23 protein-coding genes are annotated in these 24,842 nt (G+C 45.0%); 1 reads left to right on the forward strand and 22 read right to left on the reverse strand.

The features are described 5' to 3' along the window. Positions 1-5: 5 nt before the first annotated feature. From pknB to BA724_RS14815, 12 genes are all read right to left on the reverse strand, one after another. A complete protein-coding gene (gene pknB, locus BA724_RS14760; RefSeq protein WP_069939439.1) occupies positions 6-1,943 on the reverse strand; it encodes a Stk1 family PASTA domain-containing Ser/Thr kinase in 1,938 nt (645 codons plus the stop codon). A gap of 4 nt (positions 1,944-1,947) precedes the next feature. After that, the gene (locus tag BA724_RS14765; RefSeq protein WP_069939795.1) at positions 1,948-2,700 is read right to left on the reverse strand and encodes a Stp1/IreP family PP2C-type Ser/Thr phosphatase; all 753 of its coding nucleotides are present in this window, start codon (positions 2,698-2,700) and stop codon (positions 1,948-1,950) included. Between the two features lie 4 nt (positions 2,701-2,704). Continuing rightward, on the reverse strand, positions 2,705-3,784 hold the full coding sequence (gene rlmN / locus BA724_RS18350) for a dual-specificity RNA methyltransferase RlmN (RefSeq protein WP_069939440.1): 1,080 nt from the start codon (positions 3,782-3,784) through the stop codon (positions 2,705-2,707). Continuing rightward, positions 3,785-5,110: a 16S rRNA (cytosine(967)-C(5))-methyltransferase RsmB gene (rsmB, locus tag BA724_RS18355; RefSeq protein ID WP_069939441.1), complete on the reverse strand. Its 1,326-nt coding sequence runs from the start codon at positions 5,108-5,110 to the stop codon at positions 3,785-3,787. It lies immediately after the preceding gene. Between the two features lies 1 nt (position 5,111). Continuing rightward, on the reverse strand, positions 5,112-6,053 hold the full coding sequence (gene fmt / locus BA724_RS14780) for a methionyl-tRNA formyltransferase (protein WP_069939442.1): 942 nt from the start codon (positions 6,051-6,053) through the stop codon (positions 5,112-5,114). Beyond that, a complete protein-coding gene (gene def, locus BA724_RS14785) occupies positions 6,050-6,535 on the reverse strand; it encodes a peptide deformylase (protein WP_069939443.1) in 486 nt (161 codons plus the stop codon). The genes fmt and def overlap by 4 nt, the downstream gene beginning before the upstream one ends. 14 nt (positions 6,536-6,549) lie before the next feature. Beyond that, positions 6,550-8,946 (reverse strand): primosomal protein N', encoded by a 2,397-nt coding sequence (gene priA, locus BA724_RS14790; protein WP_069939444.1) that lies wholly within the window; start codon positions 8,944-8,946, stop codon positions 6,550-6,552. Then, positions 8,943-10,148, reverse strand: a complete 1,206-nt coding sequence (gene coaBC, locus BA724_RS14795; RefSeq protein WP_069939445.1) for a bifunctional phosphopantothenoylcysteine decarboxylase/phosphopantothenate--cysteine ligase CoaBC — start codon at positions 10,146-10,148, stop codon at positions 8,943-8,945. The genes priA and coaBC overlap by 4 nt, the downstream gene beginning before the upstream one ends. Positions 10,149-10,249: 101 nt before the next feature. After that, positions 10,250-10,477 (reverse strand): DNA-directed RNA polymerase subunit omega, encoded by a 228-nt coding sequence (gene rpoZ, locus BA724_RS14800; protein WP_069939446.1) that lies wholly within the window; start codon positions 10,475-10,477, stop codon positions 10,250-10,252. After that, positions 10,477-11,100 (reverse strand): guanylate kinase, encoded by a 624-nt coding sequence (gene gmk / locus BA724_RS14805; protein ID WP_069939447.1) that lies wholly within the window; start codon positions 11,098-11,100, stop codon positions 10,477-10,479. The genes rpoZ and gmk overlap by 1 nt, the downstream gene beginning before the upstream one ends. A 5-nt stretch (positions 11,101-11,105) precedes the next feature. Continuing rightward, entirely contained in the window at positions 11,106-11,366 is a 261-nt protein-coding gene (gene remA / locus BA724_RS14810; RefSeq protein ID WP_046181065.1) for an extracellular matrix/biofilm regulator RemA, read from the reverse strand. Between the two features lie 56 nt (positions 11,367-11,422). Continuing rightward, positions 11,423-11,671, reverse strand: a complete 249-nt coding sequence (locus BA724_RS14815) for a hypothetical protein (RefSeq protein WP_069939448.1) — start codon at positions 11,669-11,671, stop codon at positions 11,423-11,425. A 144-nt stretch (positions 11,672-11,815) separates the two neighbouring features. On the opposite strand from BA724_RS14815, the gene BA724_RS14820 reads away from it, so the two are divergent. Further along, the gene (locus BA724_RS14820) at positions 11,816-13,519 is read left to right on the forward strand and encodes an Rqc2 family fibronectin-binding protein (RefSeq protein WP_069939449.1); all 1,704 of its coding nucleotides are present in this window, start codon (positions 11,816-11,818) and stop codon (positions 13,517-13,519) included. Positions 13,520-13,556: 37 nt separating this feature from the next. On the opposite strand, the gene pyrE is transcribed toward BA724_RS14820, so the two are convergent. The 10 genes from pyrE to BA724_RS14870 form a co-directional block, all read right to left on the reverse strand. After that, positions 13,557-14,183, reverse strand: a complete 627-nt coding sequence (gene pyrE / locus BA724_RS14825) for an orotate phosphoribosyltransferase (protein WP_069939450.1) — start codon at positions 14,181-14,183, stop codon at positions 13,557-13,559. A gap of 1 nt (position 14,184) precedes the next feature. Further along, a complete protein-coding gene (gene pyrF / locus BA724_RS14830; RefSeq protein ID WP_069939451.1) occupies positions 14,185-14,895 on the reverse strand; it encodes an orotidine-5'-phosphate decarboxylase in 711 nt (236 codons plus the stop codon). Beyond that, positions 14,895-15,806: a dihydroorotate dehydrogenase gene (locus tag BA724_RS14835; RefSeq protein WP_069939452.1), complete on the reverse strand. Its 912-nt coding sequence runs from the start codon at positions 15,804-15,806 to the stop codon at positions 14,895-14,897. The genes pyrF and BA724_RS14835 overlap by 1 nt, the downstream gene beginning before the upstream one ends. Next, entirely contained in the window at positions 15,803-16,582 is a 780-nt protein-coding gene (locus tag BA724_RS14840; protein ID WP_069939453.1) for a dihydroorotate dehydrogenase electron transfer subunit, read from the reverse strand. Before BA724_RS14840 ends, BA724_RS14835 begins: the two co-directional genes overlap by 4 nt. Further along, the gene (gene carB / locus BA724_RS14845) at positions 16,579-19,785 is read right to left on the reverse strand and encodes a carbamoyl-phosphate synthase large subunit (RefSeq protein WP_069939454.1); all 3,207 of its coding nucleotides are present in this window, start codon (positions 19,783-19,785) and stop codon (positions 16,579-16,581) included. The genes BA724_RS14840 and carB overlap by 4 nt, the downstream gene beginning before the upstream one ends. After that, a complete protein-coding gene (locus BA724_RS14850) occupies positions 19,778-20,869 on the reverse strand; it encodes a carbamoyl phosphate synthase small subunit (protein WP_069939455.1) in 1,092 nt (363 codons plus the stop codon). Before BA724_RS14850 ends, carB begins: the two co-directional genes overlap by 8 nt. After that, positions 20,866-22,152 carry a dihydroorotase gene (locus tag BA724_RS14855; RefSeq protein WP_069939456.1) on the reverse strand — a complete coding sequence of 429 codons (1,287 nt, stop codon included), beginning with the start codon at positions 22,150-22,152 and terminating at the stop codon, positions 20,866-20,868. The genes BA724_RS14850 and BA724_RS14855 overlap by 4 nt, the downstream gene beginning before the upstream one ends. Next, entirely contained in the window at positions 22,136-23,044 is a 909-nt protein-coding gene (locus tag BA724_RS14860; protein WP_069939796.1) for an aspartate carbamoyltransferase catalytic subunit, read from the reverse strand. The genes BA724_RS14855 and BA724_RS14860 overlap by 17 nt, the downstream gene beginning before the upstream one ends. Positions 23,045-23,234: 190 nt before the next feature. Then, positions 23,235-23,771, reverse strand: a complete 537-nt coding sequence (pyrR, locus tag BA724_RS14865; protein ID WP_069939457.1) for a bifunctional pyr operon transcriptional regulator/uracil phosphoribosyltransferase PyrR — start codon at positions 23,769-23,771, stop codon at positions 23,235-23,237. Between the two features lie 159 nt (positions 23,772-23,930). Further along, positions 23,931-24,842: an RluA family pseudouridine synthase gene (locus BA724_RS14870; RefSeq protein WP_069939458.1), complete on the reverse strand. Its 912-nt coding sequence runs from the start codon at positions 24,840-24,842 to the stop codon at positions 23,931-23,933.

Below are 24,842 nucleotides of genomic sequence, written 5' to 3' on the forward strand. Positions count from 1 at the left end.
CCACCTTATTCAGATTCTGTTTCTTCCGGATATGGAATGGTTTCATCAATTATGACTACTTGGTCCCGTATTACTTTGTATCCTGCTTTTTTGCCTTTTTCAACGACAAATTCAAGCGTACGCTTCGTTTCTTCCGTAATTAAAAACTTTTCATACGGTTCAGTCATGCTATGAGCTGCGTCTTCCATGTAAATTTGAACTTCCTGCGACTCTCCTTCTATCTCCGGTTCATAAGGAATGACAATCTCTGTTGATACTTCTGCCGGCGGAATCTCTTCCGGTCCTTTTGACAGCGTCACTTCCACCGTGCTTCCCGGTGCCACTTCACTTCCGGCTTGTGGGGACTGGCTGATTACCTGTCCTGCAGATACCGAATCAGAAAATTCTTCACTAGAAATGTCAATGATAATTCCATTGGAATCTGCATAGTCTTCAAGGCTCTTTTCCGTATAGCCGCCAAGATCCGTTAGCAAAACATTCGCAAGACCGGCACTAACAGTCAATTCCACACCTGTTTCTTCCGGAATGACGAGTTCATCCACATTCGGATTTTGTTCCAAAACCGTTCCAGCTTCACTTTCATCATGAATCATTTCCGTTTCAACATCGCGAAATCCTGCTTCTTCAAGAAGCTCGCGTGTTTCTTCCAATGTTTTTCCTGTGTAATCTACCATCGCTTTTCGTTCTTTTCCAGCAGAGACGAATAAATCGATTTCGCTGCCTTCTTGGACTGTTTTACCAGCTTCCGGAACGGTTCGTATCACTTTTCCCTGCTCAATATCCGCACTGAACTCTTCATCGGAGTCGCCGACAATAAAGCCAGCATTAATTAACATAGAGGCTGCCGCTTCGGGGCTTTTTCCGTTTGTCTCCGGCACTTCTTCATCTCTCGGTGTCGTTGCCACTGTCCAAGCCACGGCGCCCAGAATGCTAAGAGTAATCAAAAAAAGCAAGATCCATGGCCATTTCTTTTTCTTTTTCATTGGAGCCATCTCTTGTTTTTTTTCAGCCGAGGATACAGCCGGCTGAATACGTTCCGGCGGCTTCGGCGTGAAGACTGGAATAGCTTTCGTCACTTCATCGTCGTCTTCTGGAATCATAAACTTTTCTTCATGCAGGCGATATTCTTCAAGAGCGGTTGATAAGTCATGCTCCATTTCTTCCGCACTCATATAACGATGAAACGGATCTTTGGCTGTTGCATGCAGAACAATATTTTCAATGCTTTGTGGAATCCCTGGATAGAGCTGCTTAACAGAGGGTGTTTCTGTCTGCAAATGCTTCAATGCGATCGATACAGCTGATTCACCTGAAAATGGAAGCTTCCCTGTTAACAGCTCATACATGACGATGCCAAGCGCATAAATATCTGACTTTTTCGTCGCCATACCGCCTCTTGCCTGCTCAGGTGAAATGTAGTGAACCGACCCGAGAACAGCATTCGTTTGCGTAATGGATGTGGCGCTCATGGCCATTGCGATGCCGAAATCGGTCATTTTTACCGTTCCGTCCCGGTCCATCAACATGTTGTGCGGCTTTACATCACGGTGAATAATCGAATGCTGGTGAGCAAACGCAACAGCAGCTGTCATTTGTTTCATAATATCAATCACTTTTTCGTATGGAACCGGCGAAAATTGCTGAATATATTCTTTTAGCGTCATTCCATCCACATACTCCATGACGATAAAGTGAACATTGTCTTCTTCGCCAACGTCATAAATACTGACGATATTCGGATGAGCAAGACTTGAGGCGGCTTGAGCTTCACGCTGAAAACGGCGTAAAAATTCATCTTCTCCTGCAAAATCAAACCGGAGTACTTTAATGGCCACATCGCGGTCTAAAATCATATCACGCGCCAAATAAACGTGCGCCATACCGCCGCCACCAATCGTCCGGACAATTTTATAACGTCCGCTTAAGCTTTTGCCAATTAACATGTGTTCACCCGCTTTCGCGTGCGGCACAATGCTCAAGAATCACGACGGTAATATTGTCTTCGCCGCCATTTTCATTGGCCATCTGAATAAGAGTATCCGCTTTTGCAGGAAGCGAATCTGTTAATTGTAAAACATAGCTTATTTGAGCATCCGCTACTTTATTAGATAAACCATCTGAACAAAGAAGCAGTAAATCTCCTTCTTCAAACATAATCGTTCTGTAGTCGACAGCCAGCTTCTCGTCTGTTCCGAGTGCACGCGTCAAGACATTTTTTTTCGGATGGTTTTCTGCTGCTTCTTTTGTAATTTCGCCAGACTTGACGAGTTCATTTACGAGCGAATGATCTTCTGTCACTTGTGAAAAACCGTCTTCACTTTGCAAATAGCATCGGCTGTCGCCGATGCTTGCAATCGTGCAGAATTTTTCTGTACAAAGGGCGGCAACAAGTGTTGTTCCCATTCCGCTGCATTCCTCATGTGTACTGGCATGGATTAAAATGTCCGCATTGATCACCGGAATAATCGATTTCAGCCAGTTCATCGCATCACCGGGCGATTGAATACCCGCTGCTGTTTCATTCCAATGTTTTTCAAATGACTCGATCGTCATTCGGCTCGCAGTATCTCCTGCATTATGTCCGCCCATTCCATCCGCGACAATGGCAAGACAGAGGTTGCTATTATGGTGAAATACGCCGCCGCTGTCCTCATTGTGTGAGCGGATTCTTCCACGATCTGTTTGAAAGACTGCATTCATGCGGTCACCCCGTTTCGCCGGCACGCTCTTTCGCCCGAAGCTGGCCGCATGCCGCGTCAATGTCTGTTCCTTGTTCACGTCGAATCGTTGCATTCACACCATTTTTCTTCAATGTTTTCTCAAATTCAAAGATCTTATTACGCGGCGTGCGAACGTAATCACGTTCCGGCACGTAGTTAACCGGAATTAAATTTACATGGCATTTAATTCCTTTAATGAGCGATGCCAGTTCTTCAGCATGAGCCACGGAATCATTTTCACCGCCAAATAGTCCATATTCAAACGTAATACGGCGCCCGGTTTTTTCCGTGTAGTAGCGGATCGATTCCATTAAGTCTTTTAATTTGTACGCGCGGTTAATTGGCATTAGCTTCGTCCGCAGCTCATCGTTTGGCGCATGAAGAGAAACAGCAAAATTAATTTGCGTTTTTTCATCAGCAAATTTATAAATTTTCGGCACGATTCCGCTTGTCGATACGGTAATATGGCGCGCTCCGATATTCAAGCCTTTTTCGTGATTGATTACGTGTAAAAAGGACATCATTTCATCATAGTTATCAAACGGTTCTCCAATTCCCATAATGACGACAGAACTTACTCGTTCTCCCACCTCATCAAGCGCTTGCTGTACCTTTACCACTTGTGCCACAATTTCGCCTGATTCAAGATTCCGCTTCAAACCTCCAAGCGTAGATGCACAGAACGTACAGCCAATCCGGCAGCCAACTTGGGTTGTAACACAAACAGAATTGCCGTATTCGTGGCGCATTAAAACAGTTTCAATGGAGTATCCATCATGCAATTCAAATAAAAATTTAATGGTTCCATCTGCAGATTCTTGCTGAATCGCTGTTTTTAAGACGGTAAACATAAACGATTCATCCAGTTTCGTACGCAATTCTTTCGATAAATTAGTCATGTCTTCAACCGTTTTTGCACGTTTTACATACAGCCAGTCAAAAATTTGGTCGGCCCGGAACGGCTTTTCGCCGTTGTCCGAAAGCCACTGCTTTAATTCGTGAAGTTCCAATGAATAGATTGATGGCTTCTGCGGTTCCGTTTGTTTATTTATTGCTTTTGTCATTTATGAGTTTTCCTTCTTTCTAAATTTACTAATAAAAAATCCGTCGCCGCCGAAGTCATCCGGAAATACTTGGATCATTGTCTGTTCCGGTTTTATTGATATTTGTTCAAGCGGCACCGGTTCAAACTCCGGATGATTGCTTAAAAAGACGTTAACAGTTCCTTCATTTTCTTCTTTATCTACGGTGCATGTGCTATACACAAGCACACCCTGTTTCTTTAACAGAGGAACAGCGGCGTCCAAAATGGCAAGCTGAATGCGCTGCAAGTTATCCAAGTCCTGTTCGGTTTTCGCATATTTCAAATCAGGTTTCCGGCGAATCACGCCGAGCCCTGAGCATGGGGCATCAACAAGAATTGCATCAAATGTTTCTTCTGCAAACAACTCTCCAGCTTTACGTGCATCTTGTTTTTGAATATGAATATTAGAAAGCGCCAGCCGGTCTGCATTCTGCGTGACGAGCTTTAGTTTATGCGCATGAATGTCAAGCGCATCAATGCGGCCTTCTCCGTTCATTTGTTCAGCAAGATGAGCGGTTTTCCCGCCTGGTGCCGAACACATATCAAGAATACGCTGGCCTGGTTTCGCACCGACAACCGGTGCAACGAGCATCGAGCTCTCATCTTGAATAGAAATAGCACCATTTTTATAAAGAGTCGACCTTGCAGCATTTCCCTTCATCAGTCGAATTGCATATGGCGAAACATCAGATGGCGATGCGTCAAATCCTTCTTCTTTCAAGACAGAAACAGCTTCATCACGTGTCATTTTCATCGCATTTACCCGCACTGTCTGCTCGGGAGCGGTCAAATTATGCTGGCACATCGCTTCAGTTTTTTCTTTGCCGTACGCCTTCATCCATCTTTTCACAAGCCAGAGGGGATGGCTTGTTTCAATGGAAATGCGTTCAGCATCGTCTTTAATCGATTTCGTGTCCGGCACGCCTTCACGCTGGATAGACCGAAGCACACCATTCACCATTCCTGAAATCCCTTTATGTCCGCGTTTTTTGGCAATATCAACCGCTTCATGAATAACAGCCCGCTCCGGTACTTTATCAAGATAAACCATTTGATAAAGAGATAAACGAAGCAAATTATGAACCCATAGTTCCGGCTTTTTTTTCAAGAAAGGAGCCAGGTAAAAGTCGAGCGTCAGCTTTCGCTGAATCGTTCCATATGTGATTTCAGTTAATAATGCGGTATCCCGTCCGGAAATATTATTTTTTTCAATCGCGTTATTCAGCATTAAATTGCTGTATGAGCCGCTTTTTTCCACTGCGTCAATTAAGTCCAGCGCAATTTCGCGCACATTTAATGTTCTCATTTTATTCTCCAAATACTGTACCGGCTTGAAGCGAAGATCCTGAGCCGCGTAAATAATCACGTGCACTCATCCGCTTTTTACCCGCCGGCTGTAGTTCTGTTATTTTTAGCGCTGTGCTTGTACCGGTTGCGGTCACAATGCCGTCTTCTTCAATCGAAAGAATCGTTCCCGGTGTACCGCTCGTATTAGACACCTTTTCACTTTTCCAGACTTTTACTGCTGCTCCGGCCAGTGTTGTATAAGCGACCGGCCATGGGCAAAGGCCCCGCACTTGATTGTGTAGTTCTTCCCCAGAACGATTCCAGTCGATTTTTTCATCAGACCGGCGGATGTTTGGGGCAAATGTCGCTTTTGATTCATCCTGAGGCGTTCTTGAAGATGTGCCATTTATAATGGCGGGAATCGTCTCAGACAGTAGCTCAGCCCCTACTACACTTAACTTGTCATGAAGGATTCCAGTATTGTCATTTTCGTCTATCTTTACAGCCGCTTGTGCAATGATATCGCCTGCATCCAGCTTTTCGGCCATATACATAATCGTTATGCCTGTTTCTTGTTTACCCTGTAAAATTGAATAATGAATCGGCGCGCCGCCTCGAAGGTCCGGTAAAAGAGATGCATGCACATTAACGCATCCATATTTTGGTGCTTCGAGCAGCTCATTAGGCAAGAGCTGTCCATATGCTGCCGTCACAACTAAATCCGGCTTTAAGCCGATAATTTCGGCCATTTCGCCTGATTTTGATAATTTCTCAGGCTGCAAAACAGGGAGACCATGTTTGATTGCTGCCGCTTTTACCGGTGGCGGCGTCATGACTTTTTTCCGGCCGACCGGACGATCCGGCTGCGTTACAACAGCAAGAACGTTATAGCCGTCTTTTAGTATTCTTTCAAGCACTGGCACGGAAAAGTCCGGGGTGCCCATAAAAACAATATTCGTCACTCTGCGTCCACCTTTTCCAATTCCTCGGCCGGAATGTATTTTTTTACTTTGGATGTAAATAACACACCATCCAAATGATCCATTTCATGCAAAATCGCCCGTGCTAAAAATCCTTCTGCTTCAAATGTATAAAATTGTCCTTTTACGTTTTGTGCTTTAATTTTAATCTGGTTCGGCCGTGTAACTTCCCCATATAAGTCCGGAAAACTTAAGCAGCCTTCCACATCTGTCTGCTTGCCTTCTGCCGATAGCAGTTCCGGATTAATCAGTACAATCAAGCCATGATCATCTTCAATATCAACAATGGCCAGGCGCATATCTTTTCCGACTTGCGGTGCAGCAATTCCTACACCGTCCGCTTCAATCATTGTTTCCTGCATATCGCGCACGAGGCGCTTTAATTTACTGTCAAATATCGTGATTGGCTGGCATTTCGTCTCCAAAATAGCCGCTGGATGTTTAACAATGGATAAGATCGTCATCGTGTTCCTCTTTTCTACATCAGTACATATGGATGGATATCAACGGATACCATCAGCCCGTTTGATTTTCCTTGTTTCGCATAATGCTCAAGCACCTGTTTCAGTACAGCGCCAAGCTTTGGTTCACGTTTGTATTTTATCAGACATTGCCACCGATATCTATTGTTGATCCGTGAAATTGGCGAGGCGACCGGTCCTAATACAACAGCCGCCGGTGACAATTCCGGCTTAATATTCATCACAATTTTATTTGCTTCACTCGATGCCATGATCGCTTCTTCATGACTGACAGTAATAAGCGCCAAATAATAAAATGGCGGATATCCTCCCATTTTTCTCATTTGCATTTCCTGTTCATAAAATGATTCGTAATGCTGATCCGCGGCAAGCTGGATGCTGTAATGCTCTGGTGTATATGTCTGAATAACGACTTCGCCCGGCAATGTATGCCGTCCGGCCCGTCCGCTTACTTGTGTTAACAGCTGAAACGTTTTTTCAGAGGCGCGAAAATCCGGCAAATGCAGCATCGTATCCGCACTAAGCACGCCAACAAGAGTAATATCGGGAAAATCAAGCCCTTTTGCGATCATTTGGGTACCAAGCAAAATATCCGCTTCTTTTTGAGCGAATTTTTTTAACAGCCGCTCGTGCGCTCCTTTCGTTCCAGTTGTATCGACATCCATCCGGATAATTCTCGCTTCGGGCAGCAATTTCAGCAATTCTTCTTCCACTTTTTGCGTGCCGGTGCCAAAATGCCGGATATGTTCACTTGTGCATTCCGGACACACATTGGGTGACGGCTCTTCATGACCGCAATAATGACATTTTAACTGATGACGGTGACGGTGATACGTCATCGAAACGTCGCAGTTCGGACATTCCGGTACATATCCACAGTCACGGCACATAATAAAAGAGGAATATCCTCGCTTATTTAAAAACAGAACAGTTTGTTCTCCTTTTTCGAGACGGTCCTTTATTTTATCGAATAAATTGCGGGAAAACATCGACCGATTTCCTTCCCGCAGCTCTTCACGCATATCGACAATATCAACGGCAGGCAGCGGCCGGTCATTGACACGTTCGGCTAATGTTAATAAGGTGTAAACACCTTTTTGCGCTCGCGCGAAAGACTCAAGAGAAGGTGTGGCACTTCCTAAAATAACCGGGCATCCGTAAAAGCCCGCCCGCCAAATCGCGACATCACGGGCATGGTAACGTGGATTTTCTTCTTGTTTATAGCTTGTTTCATGTTCTTCATCAATAATGATTAACCCAATGTTTTCAAATGGAGCGAAAACAGCCGAGCGGGCTCCGACCACGACTTTTACTTCTTTACGGCTGATTTTCCGCCATTCATCATATTTTTCACCAGTTGACAAGCCGCTGTGAAGCACCGCCACATCATTTCCAAACCGCTGCTTAAAACGATCAGTCATTTGCGGCGTTAATGAAATTTCCGGCACTAGCACAATAGCTTCTTGTCCTTTTTTTAATACTTCACTGATCGATTGCAGATAAATTTCCGTTTTCCCGCTTCCTGTTACACCATGCAGCAAAAACGTTTCCGCTTTTTCTTCCTTTACTTTTTCAAGAATTGGCTCAATCGCGGCCTGCTGCATGTCTGTCAGTACCAGCGGTGTATCCGGTGTAAACGTACGGCCGGCAAGCGGATCACGGTACATTTCTTCTTGCTTTTCTTCAAGCAGTTCTTTGTCAATCAGTGCTTTTGCTACAGCGGAGGACATCCCTGTTTCTTTTAACGGAATCCACTCGCCGGTTCTCCCTAAAAAAAACTGCATTGCTTCCACTTGTTTTAATGCGTTTTTTGGCATGGATTGAACCGTTTCGTTGAGCAGTTTCTCAGACAACCTGCACTTGACCATTCGAACCGTTTTTTTTCGGCCTTTGCTTTTAACTGAATAGAGAACATCGAGTGAGCCTTTTTTTACTTCTTTGCGGATTTCAGAGAGAGCGCCTGCTTCTGCCGCTTCTTCCCATGCTATTTCATCTCGTCCGTTAAAAAGAGACTGAACGGACAAACTGAGCGGCGCAAACCCTGTCACACGAATTTGCTTTGAATATTTCGCCTTCATCGCAGCAGGGAGCATCACTTGAAGGGCTGAAATTTTAAAGCAGAGGGATTCAGCCGTAAGCCAGTCTGCAAGCGACAGCAGCTCTTTATTTAATACCGGCACAATATCCATCGGTTCAACGATCGGCTTTAACTTTCGGCTTTCCTGTTCTTCTTTGATTTCCAGTACAAACCCTTGTACGTGACGCGGCCCGAAAGGCACAATGACACGCATGCCAGGCTGGATCACATCCTCCCACGCTGGAGGAATTTCATAGTCAAATGGACGGTCGGTCTGCATGACGGCAACGTCCACAATGACAGAAGCAATTTTCATTCCGCTTCACCTATTCGTACAGCCGCATCCTTTAAAATCTGAACCGCGGCTTCTTTTTTGGTCATTTTTTCAAAATCACGGTGTGTTCCATCCCGATGAAAAATGGAAATAATATTTGTATCGCCGCCAAAACCGGCGCCTTCCTGTTTCACGTTGTTAGCGACAATCATATCAGCATTTTTTGATTCGAGCTTTCGTTTCGCATACACTTCCACATCGTTTGTTTCCGCTGCAAAGCCGACTAAAAATTGATTCGTTTTCCGTTCCCCAAGCGTTTTTAAAATATCTCTCGTCCGCTCAAGCTCTATCGTCATCGAACCTTCCTGCTTTTTCATTTTGTTTTCGTGAACAAATCTTGGCCGGTAATCGGCAACAGCAGCTGTTTTCACAACGAGATCTGCCCCGTCGTATACATCCATAACCGCTCGAAACATTTCTTCTGCACTTTCTACATGGCAGATTGTAACGCCGGACGGTGGAGCAATATTGACGGGTCCTGAAATAAGCGTAACGTCTGCACCAAATTCATACGCTGCCTCAGCAATCGCATAGCCCATTTTACCGGTTGATTTATTGGTAAAAAAACGGACCGGATCGACTGCTTCCCGTGTCGGCCCTGCTGTCACGATGACCTGTTTCCCGGAAAGCAGCTTTTTTTCTTTTCCATCAAAAAACTCTGCGACCAGCTGGGCAATCACTTCAGGCTCTTCCATCCGCCCTTTCCCTGTATAACCGCAGGCAAGGTAGCCTTCTCCAGGCTCAATAAATCGATAACCAAATGATTTTAACGTTTCCATGTTTCTTTGCACGGCGGGATGGGCATACATGTTTACGTTCATGGCTGGCACGACCCATCTCGGCGCTATGCCGGCAAGAAGAACGGTTGACATCATGTCATCTGCAATGCCATTCGCCATTTTTGCGATCATATTGGCCGTTGCCGGTGCCACAATGACAAGGTCGGCCCAGTCGGCGATGTCAATATGGGCAATTTTCGATGGATCTTTTTCATCAAACGTATCGGTATAAACGGGCTCGCCCGATAACGCTTGAAACGTCACAGGCGCGACAAATTTTTGGGCAGAATCGGTCATAACAACTTTTACATGGGCGCCCGCCTGTTTTAGCTTGCTTGTCAGCGCCGCCGCTTTATAAACTGCAATACCGCCGCTGACACAAAGTAAAATGTTCTTTCCGTTCATTCATTTTTCCTCCGTTCCCGTCAACTCTTTATGTAAGTATGATAGCATACAAAAAGAAAAGGCCGGTATTCGCCGCCCTTTTCCGTTTTGCCTATTTACATTTACACTTCATCTGAATACGTTTTATTTTCATCTTTCTTTTTCATCACAAGTTCATCAGCATAAATTTCTTCTAATGCTTTCCCAACAAATTTATGAGACTCGTATGCGCCAAGAGCACCTTTCCCTTTGTTCTCCTGCATAAAACGAGCTCGTTTTGCCGCTACGCTGACCAATGAATATTTTGAATCGATTTTTGTCAGTAAGTTATCAATAGATGGATATAACATTATTGTTCCCCTTCCAGTTCCAGCATAATTTGGTATCGATGTTGCACGCGCTCACGGCGGCAATGTTCTGCTTCGACGATCGATTGAATCCGGGAGCATGCCCGCTCTACTTCATCGTTTTCAACGACATAATCATACAAGTCCATCATGTCGATTTCTTTGCGCGCTTGTTCCATTCGTCCCCGAATGACTTCGTCTGTTTCCGTGCCCCGGCCGATAATTCGGCTGTGCAGCTCGGATAAACTTGGCGGTGCCAGGAAAATAAAGAGCCCTTCCGGAAACTTTTCACGTACTTGCCGTGCGCCCTCCACTTCAATTTCAAGAAAAATATCGGTTCCCGCATCAAGCGTTTCCCGCACATAATCAACCGGCGTGCCGTAATAGTTGCCGACAAACTCCGCATATTCAAGCAGTTTGCCTTCTTGGATCAGCTGCTCAAATTCTTCGCGGGATTTAAAAAAATAATCCACGCCATCTACTTCGCCTTCACGCGGTTTGCGTGTCGTCATTGAAATGGAATAATCGAACTTTACATCTTCTCTTGAAAAAATCGCTTTTCGCACAGTCCCTTTGCCAACGCCGGACGGTCCGGACAATACGATCAGCAAACCTTTTTCTTTCACTTACTTCACAATCCTTCCTCAGCATCCTCATCTTTCAACGCCGCGCGGTTCGCGACCGTTTCCGGCTGCACAGCCGATAAAATAATATGATGGCTGTCTGTTAAAATGACCGCACGTGTCCGGCGGCCAAATGTTGCATCGACGAGATTTCCTTTTTCACGCGACTCCTGAACGAGCCGCTTAATCGGTGCCGACTCTGGGCTGACAATCGCCACAATCCGCTCTGCCGAGACGACACTGCCAAATCCGATATTGATTAACTGCATCGTCTTTGCTCCCCTTTGTCACGTTTCGTCCGTTTTTGCACACTCGAACTATTATATCATATTTGACGCTTTTCCTGCTCAATAAAAGATAGAACCTCTTCTTTTTCTTCAATCGGTTTCGTAAATCCAAGCTCCATCTTCATTCTTTCTGTTTCCAGCAAAAAATTTTCCTGCTTCAGCTTTTCCAATTCAATTTGTTCTTTAATAATTTTGTACTGAATTTTAGATTGTCCTCTCATATGAGCAGTCACAATGGCAACAATTGGGATAGAAAACACCATAATAACCGTGACGAATTCAGTCATAATGCGCCTCTTTTCTTCATTAATTTATAAAAATAAGTATACAGCAGTTTTTCTTCTTAAAAAAGCAATGTTCTTAAATTTACGAAAGCAGCATACACATGGTAAGATGAATAAATATGTTCGTATAAAAAGGGAGTATGATTCATGGCATTTGATGGATTATTTACAAAAGCAATGGTTGAAGAATTAAATGAAGCCCTCACAGGCGGGCGCGTGAATAAAATTCATCAGCCATATAAAAATGAAACAATTATGGTGATCCGGGCGCGCGGCAAAAATAATAAATTGCTCCTATCTGCCCATCCTTCTTATGCGCGGGTACAGCTGACTGAAACCGTGCAGGATAATCCGTCCGAGCCGCCGCTTTTTTGTATTATGATGCGAAAGCACTTAGACGGAGCCATTTTAGAGAATATCCGCCAGTTTGGCCTTGACCGGACAATTGTATTCGAGTTTAAAGGGAAAAATGAAATTGGAGACATTTCCTATAAAGATCTGTACGTTGAGATTATGGGCCGTCATAGCAACATTCTGTTAGTCGATAAAGAAAAAGGGACCATCATTGACAGTATTAAGCATGTTCCTTCTTCTATGAATAGCTATCGGACCATTTTGCCCGGAGCAAAATATATGGAGCCACCCGCACAGCATAAACAAAACCCATTAAGCGCAGATTCGGAACAAGTTACACATGCAGTTGACTTTAATGCCGGTAAAATTGCCAAGCAGCTGGTGTCTGCTTTTGAAGGTTTGTCACCGCTTATCAGCAATGAAATTGTCAGCCGTGCAGGTCTTGCTAACCGTGAAACAGTCCCTTCTGCCTTTCTACAGGTAATGGCTCCATTGTCAAATCGGGTGTATTCACCAATCATGATCGACAGCGGGGATAAAACATATTTTTATATGATCGACTTGCCTCACATTCAAGGTGAGCGGACGTATTTCGAAACGGTATCGTTGCTTCTTGATCGTTACTACTTCGGCAAGGCAGAGCGCGACCGTGTCCGTCAGCAGGCAAACGACCTCGAACGGTTAATTGGAAACGAACTTCAAAAAAATCGTTCTAAAATTCATAAGCTCGAACGTACGCTTGCAGAAGCGGAAAACGCTGGAGAATATCAGCGCCTCGGCGAACTGCTGACCGCGAATTTGTACACCGTAAAAAAAGGCATGAAAGAAATCGATGTCATTGATTATTATGATGAAAATGGTGCAACGGTAACGATTACGCTTGATCCTCAAAAAAATCCGGCGGATAATGCACAAAAATATTTCTCCCGTTATCAAAAAGCAAAACATGCTGTTATTGTTGTTCAGGAACAGATTGAAAAAACAAAAGACGAGATTCGGTATTTTGAGGCCCTTTTGCAGCAGCTTGAATCAGCTTCGCCACGGGATATTGAAGAAATTCGTGAAGAACTGGCTGAGGAAGGCTATATAAAAGCGCGGCATATAAAAAAGAAAAAGAAAGCAGCCGTCCCTGCGATCGAAGAATATGTATCAACAGATGGAACGGTTATTCACGCCGGCAAAAACAATCGTCAAAATGATTATTTGACAAACAAGGTGGCCCGCCGAGATGATATTTGGCTTCACACGAAGGACATTCCCGGTTCACACGTTGTCATTCGTTCCGATGATCCATCAGAAGAAACAATATTAGAAGCTGCCATGATCGCAGCGTATTACAGCAAAGCGAAAGATTCTTCTTCCGTGCCGGTTGACTACACGAAAGTCCGCTACGTAAAAAAACCGTCCGGCGCTAAACCCGGCTTTGTTATTTACGACAATCAGCATACCGTCTATGTAACGCCGGATGAAGGCCAAGTGATGGCTATGAAGAAATAAAAACAGCGGTGAGCTTGAGCTCACCGCTGTTTTTTCTTTATTTCGCTCCCCATGCATCAGGGTTTTGCTTCCATTGTTTTAATGTTTCAATGTCACTTGATTCCACATAATTCTTTTCAGCCGCCACTTCAATAAGTGCGTCGTAATCGCTCAGTGCGGCCGCATGTAAGTCCGCTTCTGATAGACGCGCATCCCCTTTTGGCAGCCCATATGTAAAAATGACTGCTACTCCAAGCACATCACAGCCTGCCGCACGCAGAGCTTCTGCTGCAGTAATCGCACTGCCGCCTGTAGAGATCAAATCTTCAATGACAACTACTTTTGAACCCGGCTCGACTTTTCCTTCGATTTGATTGCCTTTTCCGTGTTCTTTCGCTTTTGAGCGGACGTAACACATTGGCAGGTTCAATACATCAGATACCCAGGCTGCATGCGGAATACCCGCTGTCGCTGTACCGGCGATGATTTCTGCTTCCGGATACTGTTCTTTAATAAGCTCCGCTAATCCCGCGGCAATTTTTTGACGTGTTTCGGGATACGACAGCGTTAAACGGTTGTCGCAGTAGATCGGTGATTTCATACCGGATGACCATGTAAAAGGATCGTTAGGCTGCAAATACACGGCACGGATTTTTAATAATTCTTCTGCAATTTGTTTTTTCATTTTACGCTTGTCCTCCCCAGAGTGCTTTTACTTGATGATAGGCTGCAACCGGGTCTGCTGCTTTTGTAATCGGTCGGCCAACGACAATCATGGTTGAACCAATTTTGCGCGCTTCTGCCGGATCCGCAATGCGCTGCTGATCATCCGCATTGCCATCTTTTAAACGAATGCCTGGCGTTACTTTATAAAAATCTTCCCCGCATGCTTCGCGAATGGAGGCCGCTTCTAAAACGGAGCATACAACGCCGTCACAGCCGGCTTCTTTTGCCTTTTTCGCATAATGAAGAACTGATTCCTGAAGCGGGACAGAAATAAGCTGATCCGCGTGCATCGCCGCTTCAGACGTAGACGTTAGCTGGGTCACTGCCAGCAAAATGGGCCGTTTGCCGCCTTTAGCACCTGCATCTAATCCCGCGCGTGCTTTTTTCATCATCTCGACGCCGCCTGCGGCATGCACATTAATGATGTCTACATCAAGTGCTGCAAGACCTTTCATTGCCTGTCCGACCGTATTTGGAATGTCATGCAATTTCAAGTCAAGAAAGATACGGTGATTCATTTTTTTCAACTGTTCAATAATGAATGGGCCGTTTTGCAAATACAGTTCCATTCCCACTTTTACATATAGCTGCTCGTTTTGGAAAGGCACAAGAAATTGCTCGGCTTCCTTCCACGTGGGGAAATCGAGTGCAATAATCGGTTCTTTTTCCATTACTTCCAGCTCCGTCCCTTTAATTCACTAATGTGATCTACGTTGTGCTGCTCCAAATAGTGGTCAAGCTCCGCAATTAATTCCGGACATATAAACGGATTAACAAAATTCGCGGTTCCGATTGCCACTGCGTCCGCACCCGCCAATGAAAATTCAATAATATCTTCAACTGTAGAGACGCCGCCCATACCAATAATCGGCAAATTCGTTTGCTGGCTTACTTCATATACCATCCGCACTGCTACGGGTTTCACAGCAGGACCCGATAAACCGCCGGTCCGATTTGATAGCACCGGCCGGCCTGTTTTTAGGTCAATACGCATTCCGATCAATGTATTGATCATCGTAATGCCATCCGCTCCGCCATCTTCTACCGCTTTAGCCATCTCGACAATGTTCGTGACGTTTGGCGAAAGCTTTACATAGACGGGCACTTCAGACACTTCTTTTACACGTTTCGTCAGCTCTTTCGCTGTTTCAGGTATTGTTCCAAAAGCGATCCCGCCTGTTTTTACATTTGGACAGGAAATATTCAGCTCAAGGGCATGAACATTGTCGACTTTAGAAATCTCTTTTGCGACTTGAACATAATCTTCAGTTTGTGAACCGGCCACATTTGCTATAATCGGCACCTCAAACTGCTTCAGCCATTCCAGTTCATTCGCAATCACTTTTTCAAGACCGGGATTTTGAAGACCGATTGCATTCAGCATGCCGCCCGGCGTTTCTGCTACACGAGGCGTTGCATTTCCATAACGTGGTTCTTCTGTTGTTGCTTTGATCATGATCGCACCGAGCGTACTTAAGTCAAACAGCTGACTGAATTCACGGCCAAATCCAAAACAGCCGGATGCCGGCATAACGGGGTTTTTAAGTGACAATCCCGGCAACTCAAGCGCTAATCGACTCATAATGCCACCTCCCCGGCTTTAAAAACAGGTCCATCGCTGCAAATTTTCAAGTAAGCTGTCCCTGTTTCATCCGCAGCTGGATGGCATACACACGCAAAGCATGCACCGATGCCGCAGCCCATTCGTTCTTCAAGAGAAATATAGCCGCGCGGCGCGGCATGCAGCCTTTCTACCGCTTTTAACATAACGGTTGGGCCGCATGAGTAGAAAATATCCGCTTTTAAGCCGTGCTTGTTGATAATATCCGTTACAAAACCTTGCTCACCAAGAGAACCGTCAACAGTTGCCACATACGTGTCACCAAGTGCTGCAAACTGCTCAGTGTAAAAGGCCGCTTGTTTGTTTTGAAAACCAAGAACATGAATCGTTTTCACACCTTTTTCGTTTAGACGGCGCGACAATTCATAAAGCGGGGGAACACCAATGCCGCCTCCGATTAAAATAGCTGTTTGCCCTGCTGCAGCTTCTTCAACTGGAAAGCCGTGACCAAGTGGCCCAAGAACGTCCACTAAGTCACCGGTCCGTTTGCGGGAAAGCGCGCTTGTGCCTGCGCCTTCCGCCCGGTAAATCATCGTAAATTCCTGTTTTTCCGGCTCAATCTTTGCAATGCTGATTGGGCGGCGGAGAAGGGGCATCATTTCTTCGCCGACTTTTAAATGAACAAACTTGCCTGGTTCGTCGATTTGGCGGGCGAGTGCCCCTTTTAATGTCATTTCAAAAATATTTACAGCGATTTCCGATTGAGAAACAACCGTCATCAGCTCTTTTTGAATCATGAATGGACCGCCTCCAATGCCGGGTTTGGCATTGCTTCTGCATTAAAGATCATCGATTCAAGCACTTCTAGAATCGCTGTTGCTGTATCTAATGACGTTAAGCATGGAATACCGTTTTCAACTGATTCACGGCGGATACGGAAACCATCACGCGCCGGCTGTTTGCCTTTTGTCAGCGTATTAATGATGAATTGTGCCTCACCACCGCGGATGACATCAAGCATATCCGGACCTTTCGCGCCAATTTTCGCAACCGTCTGCACCGGTACACCTGTTTCACGAATCATGTTCGCCGTTCCATGCGTCGCAAGCAGCTGGAAGCCAATATTATGGAAACGTTTTGCGATGACAAGCGCTTCGTCTTTATCTTTATCGGCAACTGTTAATAGAACGGCTCCTTTTGTCGGAATTTTCATCCCGGATGCGACAAGCCCTTTGTAAAGTGCTTTTTCAACCGTTGAATCTTTCCCCATTACTTCACCCGTTGATTTCATTTCCGGGCCAAGCGTTGTATCCACGCGGCGCAATTTCGCAAATGAGAAGACCGGCACTTTTACATATACGCCTTCTTTTTCAGGAACAAGTCCTGATTCGTAGCCCATGTCTTTTAATGACTGCCCCATAATTGCTTTTGTCGCAATATTTGCCATCGGCACGTTAGTAATTTTGCTTATGAACGGTACTGTACGGCTTGAACGAGGATTTACTTCAATTACAAACACTTCGCCTTTTGAAATAACGTATTGAATGTTCAACAGTCCGATAATATTCAAGCCTTTTGCAAGCTTTGTTGTATATTCAACAATCTTCGCTTTTTGGTCATCTGTTAATTTTTGCGGCGGATACACAGCAATTGAGTCGCCGGAATGCACACCCGCGCGTTCGATATGCTCCATGATGCCTGGAATAACTACATCGGTACCGTCTGAGATCGCATCAACTTCAATTTCTTTTCCTGTTAAATAACGGTCAATCAATACCGGGTGCTCTGGATTTACTTTTACGGCATTTTGCATATATTGAAGCAATTCGGCTTCTTTATAAACGATTTCCATCGCGCGTCCACCAAGTACATATGAAGGGCGGACAAGAACCGGATAACCGATGCTGTTTGCAATATCGACAGCTGCTTCAACTGAGAAAGCTGTTCTGCCCAGGGGCTGCGGTACGTTAAGTTCCTGTAGCGCCTGTTCAAATTTGTCGCGGTTTTCTGCACGATCCACATCTTCAAGACTTGTGCCCAAAATTTTCACGCCATGTTCCACAAGCTTGGCAGCTAAGTTAATCGCTGTCTGCCCGCCAAATTGCACAACAACACCCTCTGGTTTTTCAAGGTCGATAATGTGCATAACATCTTCAATCGTTAACGGCTCGAAGTAAAGCTTGTCGGAAATACTGAAATCTGTCGAGACGGTTTCTGGGTTATTGTTGACGATAATTGCTTCGTATCCGGCTTCTTTTAACGCCCATACCGAATGAACCGTCGCATAGTCAAACTCAACGCCCTGTCCGATCCGGATCGGTCCTGATCCTAAAACAACGACTGATTTACGGTCCGTGACAATCGATTCGTTTTCATCTTCATATGTTCCATAATAATATGGTGTTTCAGACTCAAATTCAGCTGCGCACGTGTCAACCGTTTTAAATACCGGTACAATGCCATTTTCTTTACGCCAGTCATAGACCTCTTTTTCTACTACACCCCATGATTTTGCCAATGTCTTATCCGCAAAGCCAAGCTGTTTTGCTTTTTTTGCTGTTTCTTTATCGAATGGATTATTTTCCACTTCTTTTTCATGCTTCACGATGTTTTCAAACTTCTTCAAGAAAAACAAGTCGATTTGACTCCATTCATGAATCGTTTCAATCGTAATGCCGCGGCGCAATGCCTCGCCAAGATAAAATAACCGCTCATCGCCTGCTTTACGAATTCTTTTTTCAAGGAAAGAATCGTCTTTATCAGCCAGCTCATCCAGTGACAGATGATACACGCCGCTTTCAAGTGAACGGACTGCTTTCAACATCGACTCTTCAAATGTACGGCCGATTGCCATGACTTCACCGGTTGCTTTCATTTGCGTACCGAGTGTACGGTTCGCGTGCTCAAATTTATCAAACGGCCAGCGTGGAATTTTCGACACGATGTAGTCAAGGGCCGGCTCAAAGCAAGCATATGTTTTGCCAGTGACAGGATTCATCATCTCGTCCAGCGTCAATCCGACAGCAATTTTCGCCGCCAGCTTCGCAATTGGGTAACCAGTCGCTTTCGATGCAAGAGCTGATGAGCGGCTGACACGCGGATTTACTTCGATAATGTAGTACTGGAAGCTGTATGGATCAAGTGCAAGCTGAACGTTACAGCCGCCTTCAATACCAAGTGCACGAATAATTTTCAGCGATGTGTTCCGCAGCATTTGATATTCACGGTCTGTTAACGTCTGGCTTGGAGCCACCACGATAGAGTCTCCGGTATGAACACCAACCGGATCGATATTTTCCATATTACAAACAACGATCGCATTGTCATTGGAGTCACGCATGACTTCGTATTCAATTTCTTTGAAACCGGCAATGCTTTTCTCGAGAAGACATTGAGTAACCGGACTTTGTTTTAAGCCGTTTGTGACAGTTTCAATCAGCTCTTCTTCGTTCTCGCAAATCCCGCCGCCTGTTCCGCCAAGTGTGTAGGCAGGACGCACAATGACCGGATAGCCAATTCGCTCAACAAATGCATACGCTTCTTCCAGCGTATGAATAATATCACTGTCGGGTACAGGCTCATTTAAGTCGTTCATTAGTGTACGGAACAGGTCACGGTCTTCCGCCTGCTCAATCGCTGAAAGTTTTGTGCCAAGTACTTGTACGCTGTACTCGTCTAATACACCCGCATTGGCAAGCTCAACCGCCATGTTTAAGCCTGTTTGTCCGCCGAGTGTCGGCAAAATGGCATCCGGACGTTCTTTTTGAATAATCCGGCGCACAAATTCAAGTGTAATTGGTTCAATATAAACAGCATCAGCAATTTCTGTGTCCGTCATAATCGTTGCCGGGTTCGAGTTTACAAGGATGACCCGGTACCCTTCCTCTTTCAAAGCCAGACACGCTTGTGTGCCTGCGTAGTCAAATTCTGCCGCCTGCCCGATGACGATCGGGCCGGAGCCGATTACAAGTATACTTTTAATGTCTGTACGTTTAGGCATGTTGTGTCTCCTTTGCAGCGTGTGATTTCATTAAGTCAATAAAGCGGTCAAATAAAATATTGTCGTCTTCCGGTCCCGGTGAAGCCTCCGGATGGTATTGAACGGTGAAAGCCGGGTGTGTTTTATGCGCAAGCCCTTCAACGGTACCATCGTTTAATGCCACATGTGTTATTTTTAAATCGGTGTTGGCAATCGATTCTTCACTGACTGAGAAGCCATGGTTTTGTGAAGTGATCGCAGTCCGGCCTGTTTCCAAATCTTTTACTGGATGATTTGAGCCACGATGCCCGAATTTCAGCTTAAATGTATCAGCTCCTGAAGCAAGCGCAAACAGCTGGTGGCCAAGGCAGATGCCAAAAAGCGGTACTTGGCCGATCAGTGTCTTGATCGTCTCAATGGCATGCGGTACGTCCTTTGGATTTCCCGGACCATTTGTCAGCATAATGCCATCTGGCTTAAACTGCATAATTTCTTCAGCTGTTATATTGTGCGGCACAACGACAACGTCGCAATTACGATTATTTAATTCACGCAAAATTCCGTGCTTCATGCCGAAATCGATTAGAACAACCCGGAAGCCACGCCCAGGGCTTGGATAAGCAGATTTCGTTGATACTTGAGCTACCTGGTCATTCGGCAAAACCGTCGCCTGAAGGCGGTGAATAACGTCTTCTGTATTGGCATCCGCTGATACAATTGCGCCTTTTAACGCACCGTGCTGGCGGATAATGCGTGTCAGTTTCCGCGTATCCACACCCGAAATCGCCGGAATGTCTTTCATTTTTAAATATTCATCGATTGAAAATTCACTTCTAAAGTTTGACGGAAAGTCAGCTGCTTCTTTTACAACAAGTGCTTTTATAGCGGGCTGAATAGTTTCAAAGTCATCGCGGTTAACGCCATAGTTTCCGATAAGCGGATATGTAAATGTGACAATTTGTCCGCAGTATGATGGGTCCGATAACGTTTCTTGATAACCTGTCATTCCTGTAGTAAATACGACTTCTCCTGTTACATCCTTTGTGCTGCCAAATCCTTCACCGATAAATACTGTACCGTCTTCTAAAATGAGCTGTTTTTTCATTCGTTGATCGTTCCTTCCTTCCATACTAGATTTCCTTCAAAAAATGTTGCAGCCGGCCAGCCGGAAAGCGTACGGCCTTTAAATGGTGTGTTTTTTCCTTTTGACAAAAACGTCTCCGGATCTACTTCTTTTTCTGTTTCAAGGTCAATAATTGTAATGTCGGCATTAACGCCTACTTCAAGGCGGCCGTATGGCAAGTTAAACGTGGAAGCCGGTTTAATCGTCATCCAGTCAACAAGCTGTTTTAACGTTATCACGCCTTTTTTGACAAGCTCTGTATACAAAAGTGGAAAAGCTGTTTCAAATCCCGTAATGCCGAATGGTGCTTTTTGGATACCTGCTGCTTTTTCTTCGGCTGTATGAGGTGCATGATCGGTCGCAATAAAGTCCATGGTTCCGTCAAGCAGTCCCTCAATGAGCGCGGCCTTATCTTCTGCTCCGCGCAGTGGCGGATTCATTTTGAAATTCGGATCCTGACCCGGGATATCGAGATCAGTCAATACAAGATGATGAGGCGAGACTTCCCCCGTTACGCGTATTCCGGCTTTTTTTGCATCACGGATGACACGGACTGATTCTTTTGTGCTCACATGGCAGACGTGATAGTGGCAGCCGGCGTTTTCAGCAAGCAAAGCATCCCGCGCAATTTGAACGGATTCACAGATAGATGGAATGCCTGGTATGCCTTCACGCTGTGAGTACTCTCCTTCGTGTACGGCACCTCCGTAAATTAAGCTGTTGTCTTCACAATGAGCGACAATGGCCATATCAACGGCTGCAGCTTTTTTCATCGCCGCGTGCATCATGCCGGCTTCTTGAATGCCAACACCATCATCCGTGAACGCAAATGCATTATTTTCTTTTAGCGAATCAAAGTTAACAAGCTCTTTTCCTGCTTGACGAATAGTGATTGACGCATACGGAAGCACACGGATGTACGCTTTTTCTTCAATCAGCTTATTTACTTTTTGAAGATTCTCTTCTGTATCCGGTACAGGACGTGTATTTGGCATCGCGGCAATCGTTGTGAATCCGCCTTTGGCCGCCGCCTTTGTTCCGGTATCAATGGTTTCTTTATGTTCACCGCCCGGCTCGCGTAAATGAACATGTAAATCAACCAGTCCTGGTGCAACAAGCTTGCCGCCTGCATCGATTGTTTTTTCATCATTTGCTGTGAGAGAATCACCGATTTCGATAATTTTCCCGTCTTTAATACGGATATCTGCTTTCACTAGTTCTCCACTTTCATTTAAAACTTGTCCATTTTTAATTAACCAATTCATTTGCCAATCTCCCCTCAAGCACTTCTTTTAGGACTGCCATACGGACATAAACGCCATTTTCCATTTGTTTAAATATACGTGATCGTTCGCATTCGACCAGACTGTCGGCAATTTCCGCATCACGGTTTACCGGTGCCGGGTGCATAATAATGCTCTTTCGCTTCATCCGGCTTTCCCGTTCTTCTGTTAGACCGTATCGGACATGATATTCTTCTTTTGTCATAGACGATGCTACTTGATGACGTTCATGCTGGATGCGGAGAAGCATAAGCACGTCCACCCGTTCAACAAGATCGTCTATTTTAACAAACCCGCTTGACTCTAAAAAGTCATCTTCAAACCATTCAGGAGGTCCGGAAAACTTTACATCAGCACCGAGTCTTCTCAGCGCTTCGGCATTGGAGCGGGCTACCCGGCTGTGCCGGATATCTCCGACAATGCCAATTTTCAATCCCTCAAACGTGCCAAACTCCTGTTGAATTGTCAGAAGATCGAGTAAACATTGTGTCGGGTGCTGGCCGCAGCCGTCACCTGCATTAATAACCGGTATATCAATATGCCCGACTAACTCATCATAATAGGCATCTTCTTCGTGGCGTACAACGACCGCATTGACACCAATCGCTTCGAGCGTCCGAACCGTATCGTATAATGTTTCCCCTTTTAAGACACTTGAGCTGCCAACATCAAACGGTATGACCTCCAAGCCAAGCTTTCGCTCCGCCATTTCAAAGCTTGTTTTTGTCCGTGTGCTTGCTTCAAAAAATAAATTGGCAACATAGTGCTTTTCATCTGGTGTCCAAACTTCACCTTCCGCAAATTTTTGTGCCTGCATTAATATTAACAAAATTTCATCTTTATGCAAATCCCTAATTGAAACTAAATTTTTCATCATCGATTTCCGCCTCCGTTTTCATAAAAAAAACACCCCGAAATCCAGGGTGTTTTCTCGTTCCACAGCATAACGAAGCTGTACTGCACATAGGTGCAGACCGATTTCACCCTTAAATGCCTCTCGTGCATTTTTAAAAGGTTGTCAATGTTCATAAAGCCTCTCAGGACTTTTTACTAACATTTATTCTTTATTCATAAATACTTATACGATCTATTTCATCTACTTCTTCAAGCGTAACAACAATCCGCTCGGTTTTGGCCGATGGAATGTTTTTTCCGATATAATCAGCTCTAATTGGCAGTTCACGGTGGCCTCTGTCGACAAGTGCCGCCATTTGAATGTGTGACGGACGGCCAATATCCATAATGGCATCCATTGCCGCTCGCACTGTTCGGCCTGTATACAAAACATCGTCGACTAAAATAACCGTTTTGCCATTTAAATCGACTGGAATTTCTGATCCTTTCACTTCCGGATCATGGCTTTTTGTTTTCACCGTTAGATCATCACGATACAGCGTAATATCCAGTTCTCCAACCGGCACACGCTGTCCTTCAATTTGAAAGATTCGTTCGGCGAGCCTTTGTGCAACATAAATACCTCGTGTTTTAATGCCAATCAGCACACAATTTTCCACACCTTTGTTTCTTTCAATAATTTCGTGTGCAATTCTTGTCAGCGCCCGGCGAATCGCCTGCTGATCAAGTACAACCGCTTTTTCCATGAAAAAAGCCTCCTCACCCGATACTGGTGAGAAGGCATACTGATCCCTTAAAACGATACACGTGTACCGTATTATGTCCGATCCCTTCCCAGCCTCACGGGACTGTTCTTAAAGGTTCTTATTCAACTGCATTCAGTTTACCGGTAACATCGATAAATGTCAAATCTTTTTCCTTAACTCATCCAGCAAATCATTAAATTCTTTCGGTGCGGGTGCTTCAAATTCCATATATTCGTTTGTCCGAGGGTGAATAAATCCAAGTACACCGGCATGCAGCGCCTGTCCGTCTATATTGAGTGTTTTTCGAGGTCCATACTTCGGATCGCCGGCAAGCGGATACCCGATGTATTTCATATGCACCCGAATCTGGTGTGTTCGCCCTGTCTCTAATTCACACTCAACAAAAGTAAAGTCGTTAAAACGCTCCAATACGTGGAAATGTGTCACAGCCACTTTCCCATGATCGACGATCCCCATTTTTTGACGGTCTTTTGTATCACGGCCGATCGGTGCGTCAATCGTGCCGAAATCATGAGAAATCACACCGTGAACGATCGCTTTATATTTGCGGGTAACTGATTTTTCAACAAGCTGGTTCACAAGTTTTTCATGGGCCATATCATTTTTAGCGACCATTAACAGTCCGGATGTATCCTTATCAATCCGGTGCACAATACCGGGACGCATAACCCCATTAATACCGGATAAATCTTTGCAATGGTACATAAGGCCGTTAACGAGTGTTCCACTTGTATGTCCGGGTGCCGGATGCACAACCATTCCCCTGGGCTTATTAACGACAATGACATCTTCATCTTCGTAATAAATATCCAGCTGTAGATTTTCTGCTTCAATATCCAACTCTTCCGGATCCGGGATGTCGATTGTTACTTCATCACCGGCTGCGGCTTTGTAATTCGCCTTGACTGATTTACCATTGACAAGAACACGCCCTTCCTTCAGCCACTCCTGCACTTGCGAGCGGGAATATTGCTCATCCTGCGTGGCAGCAATTTTATCAATTCGGCCCCCGGTTTCTTCTTCGCTTACTGTAAAGTGTAATTGTTTCAT

It is taken from the genome of Domibacillus iocasae (genome assembly GCF_001750285.1).
GTDB classification, from domain to species: Bacteria; Bacillota; Bacilli; order Bacillales; family Domibacillaceae; genus Domibacillus; species Domibacillus iocasae.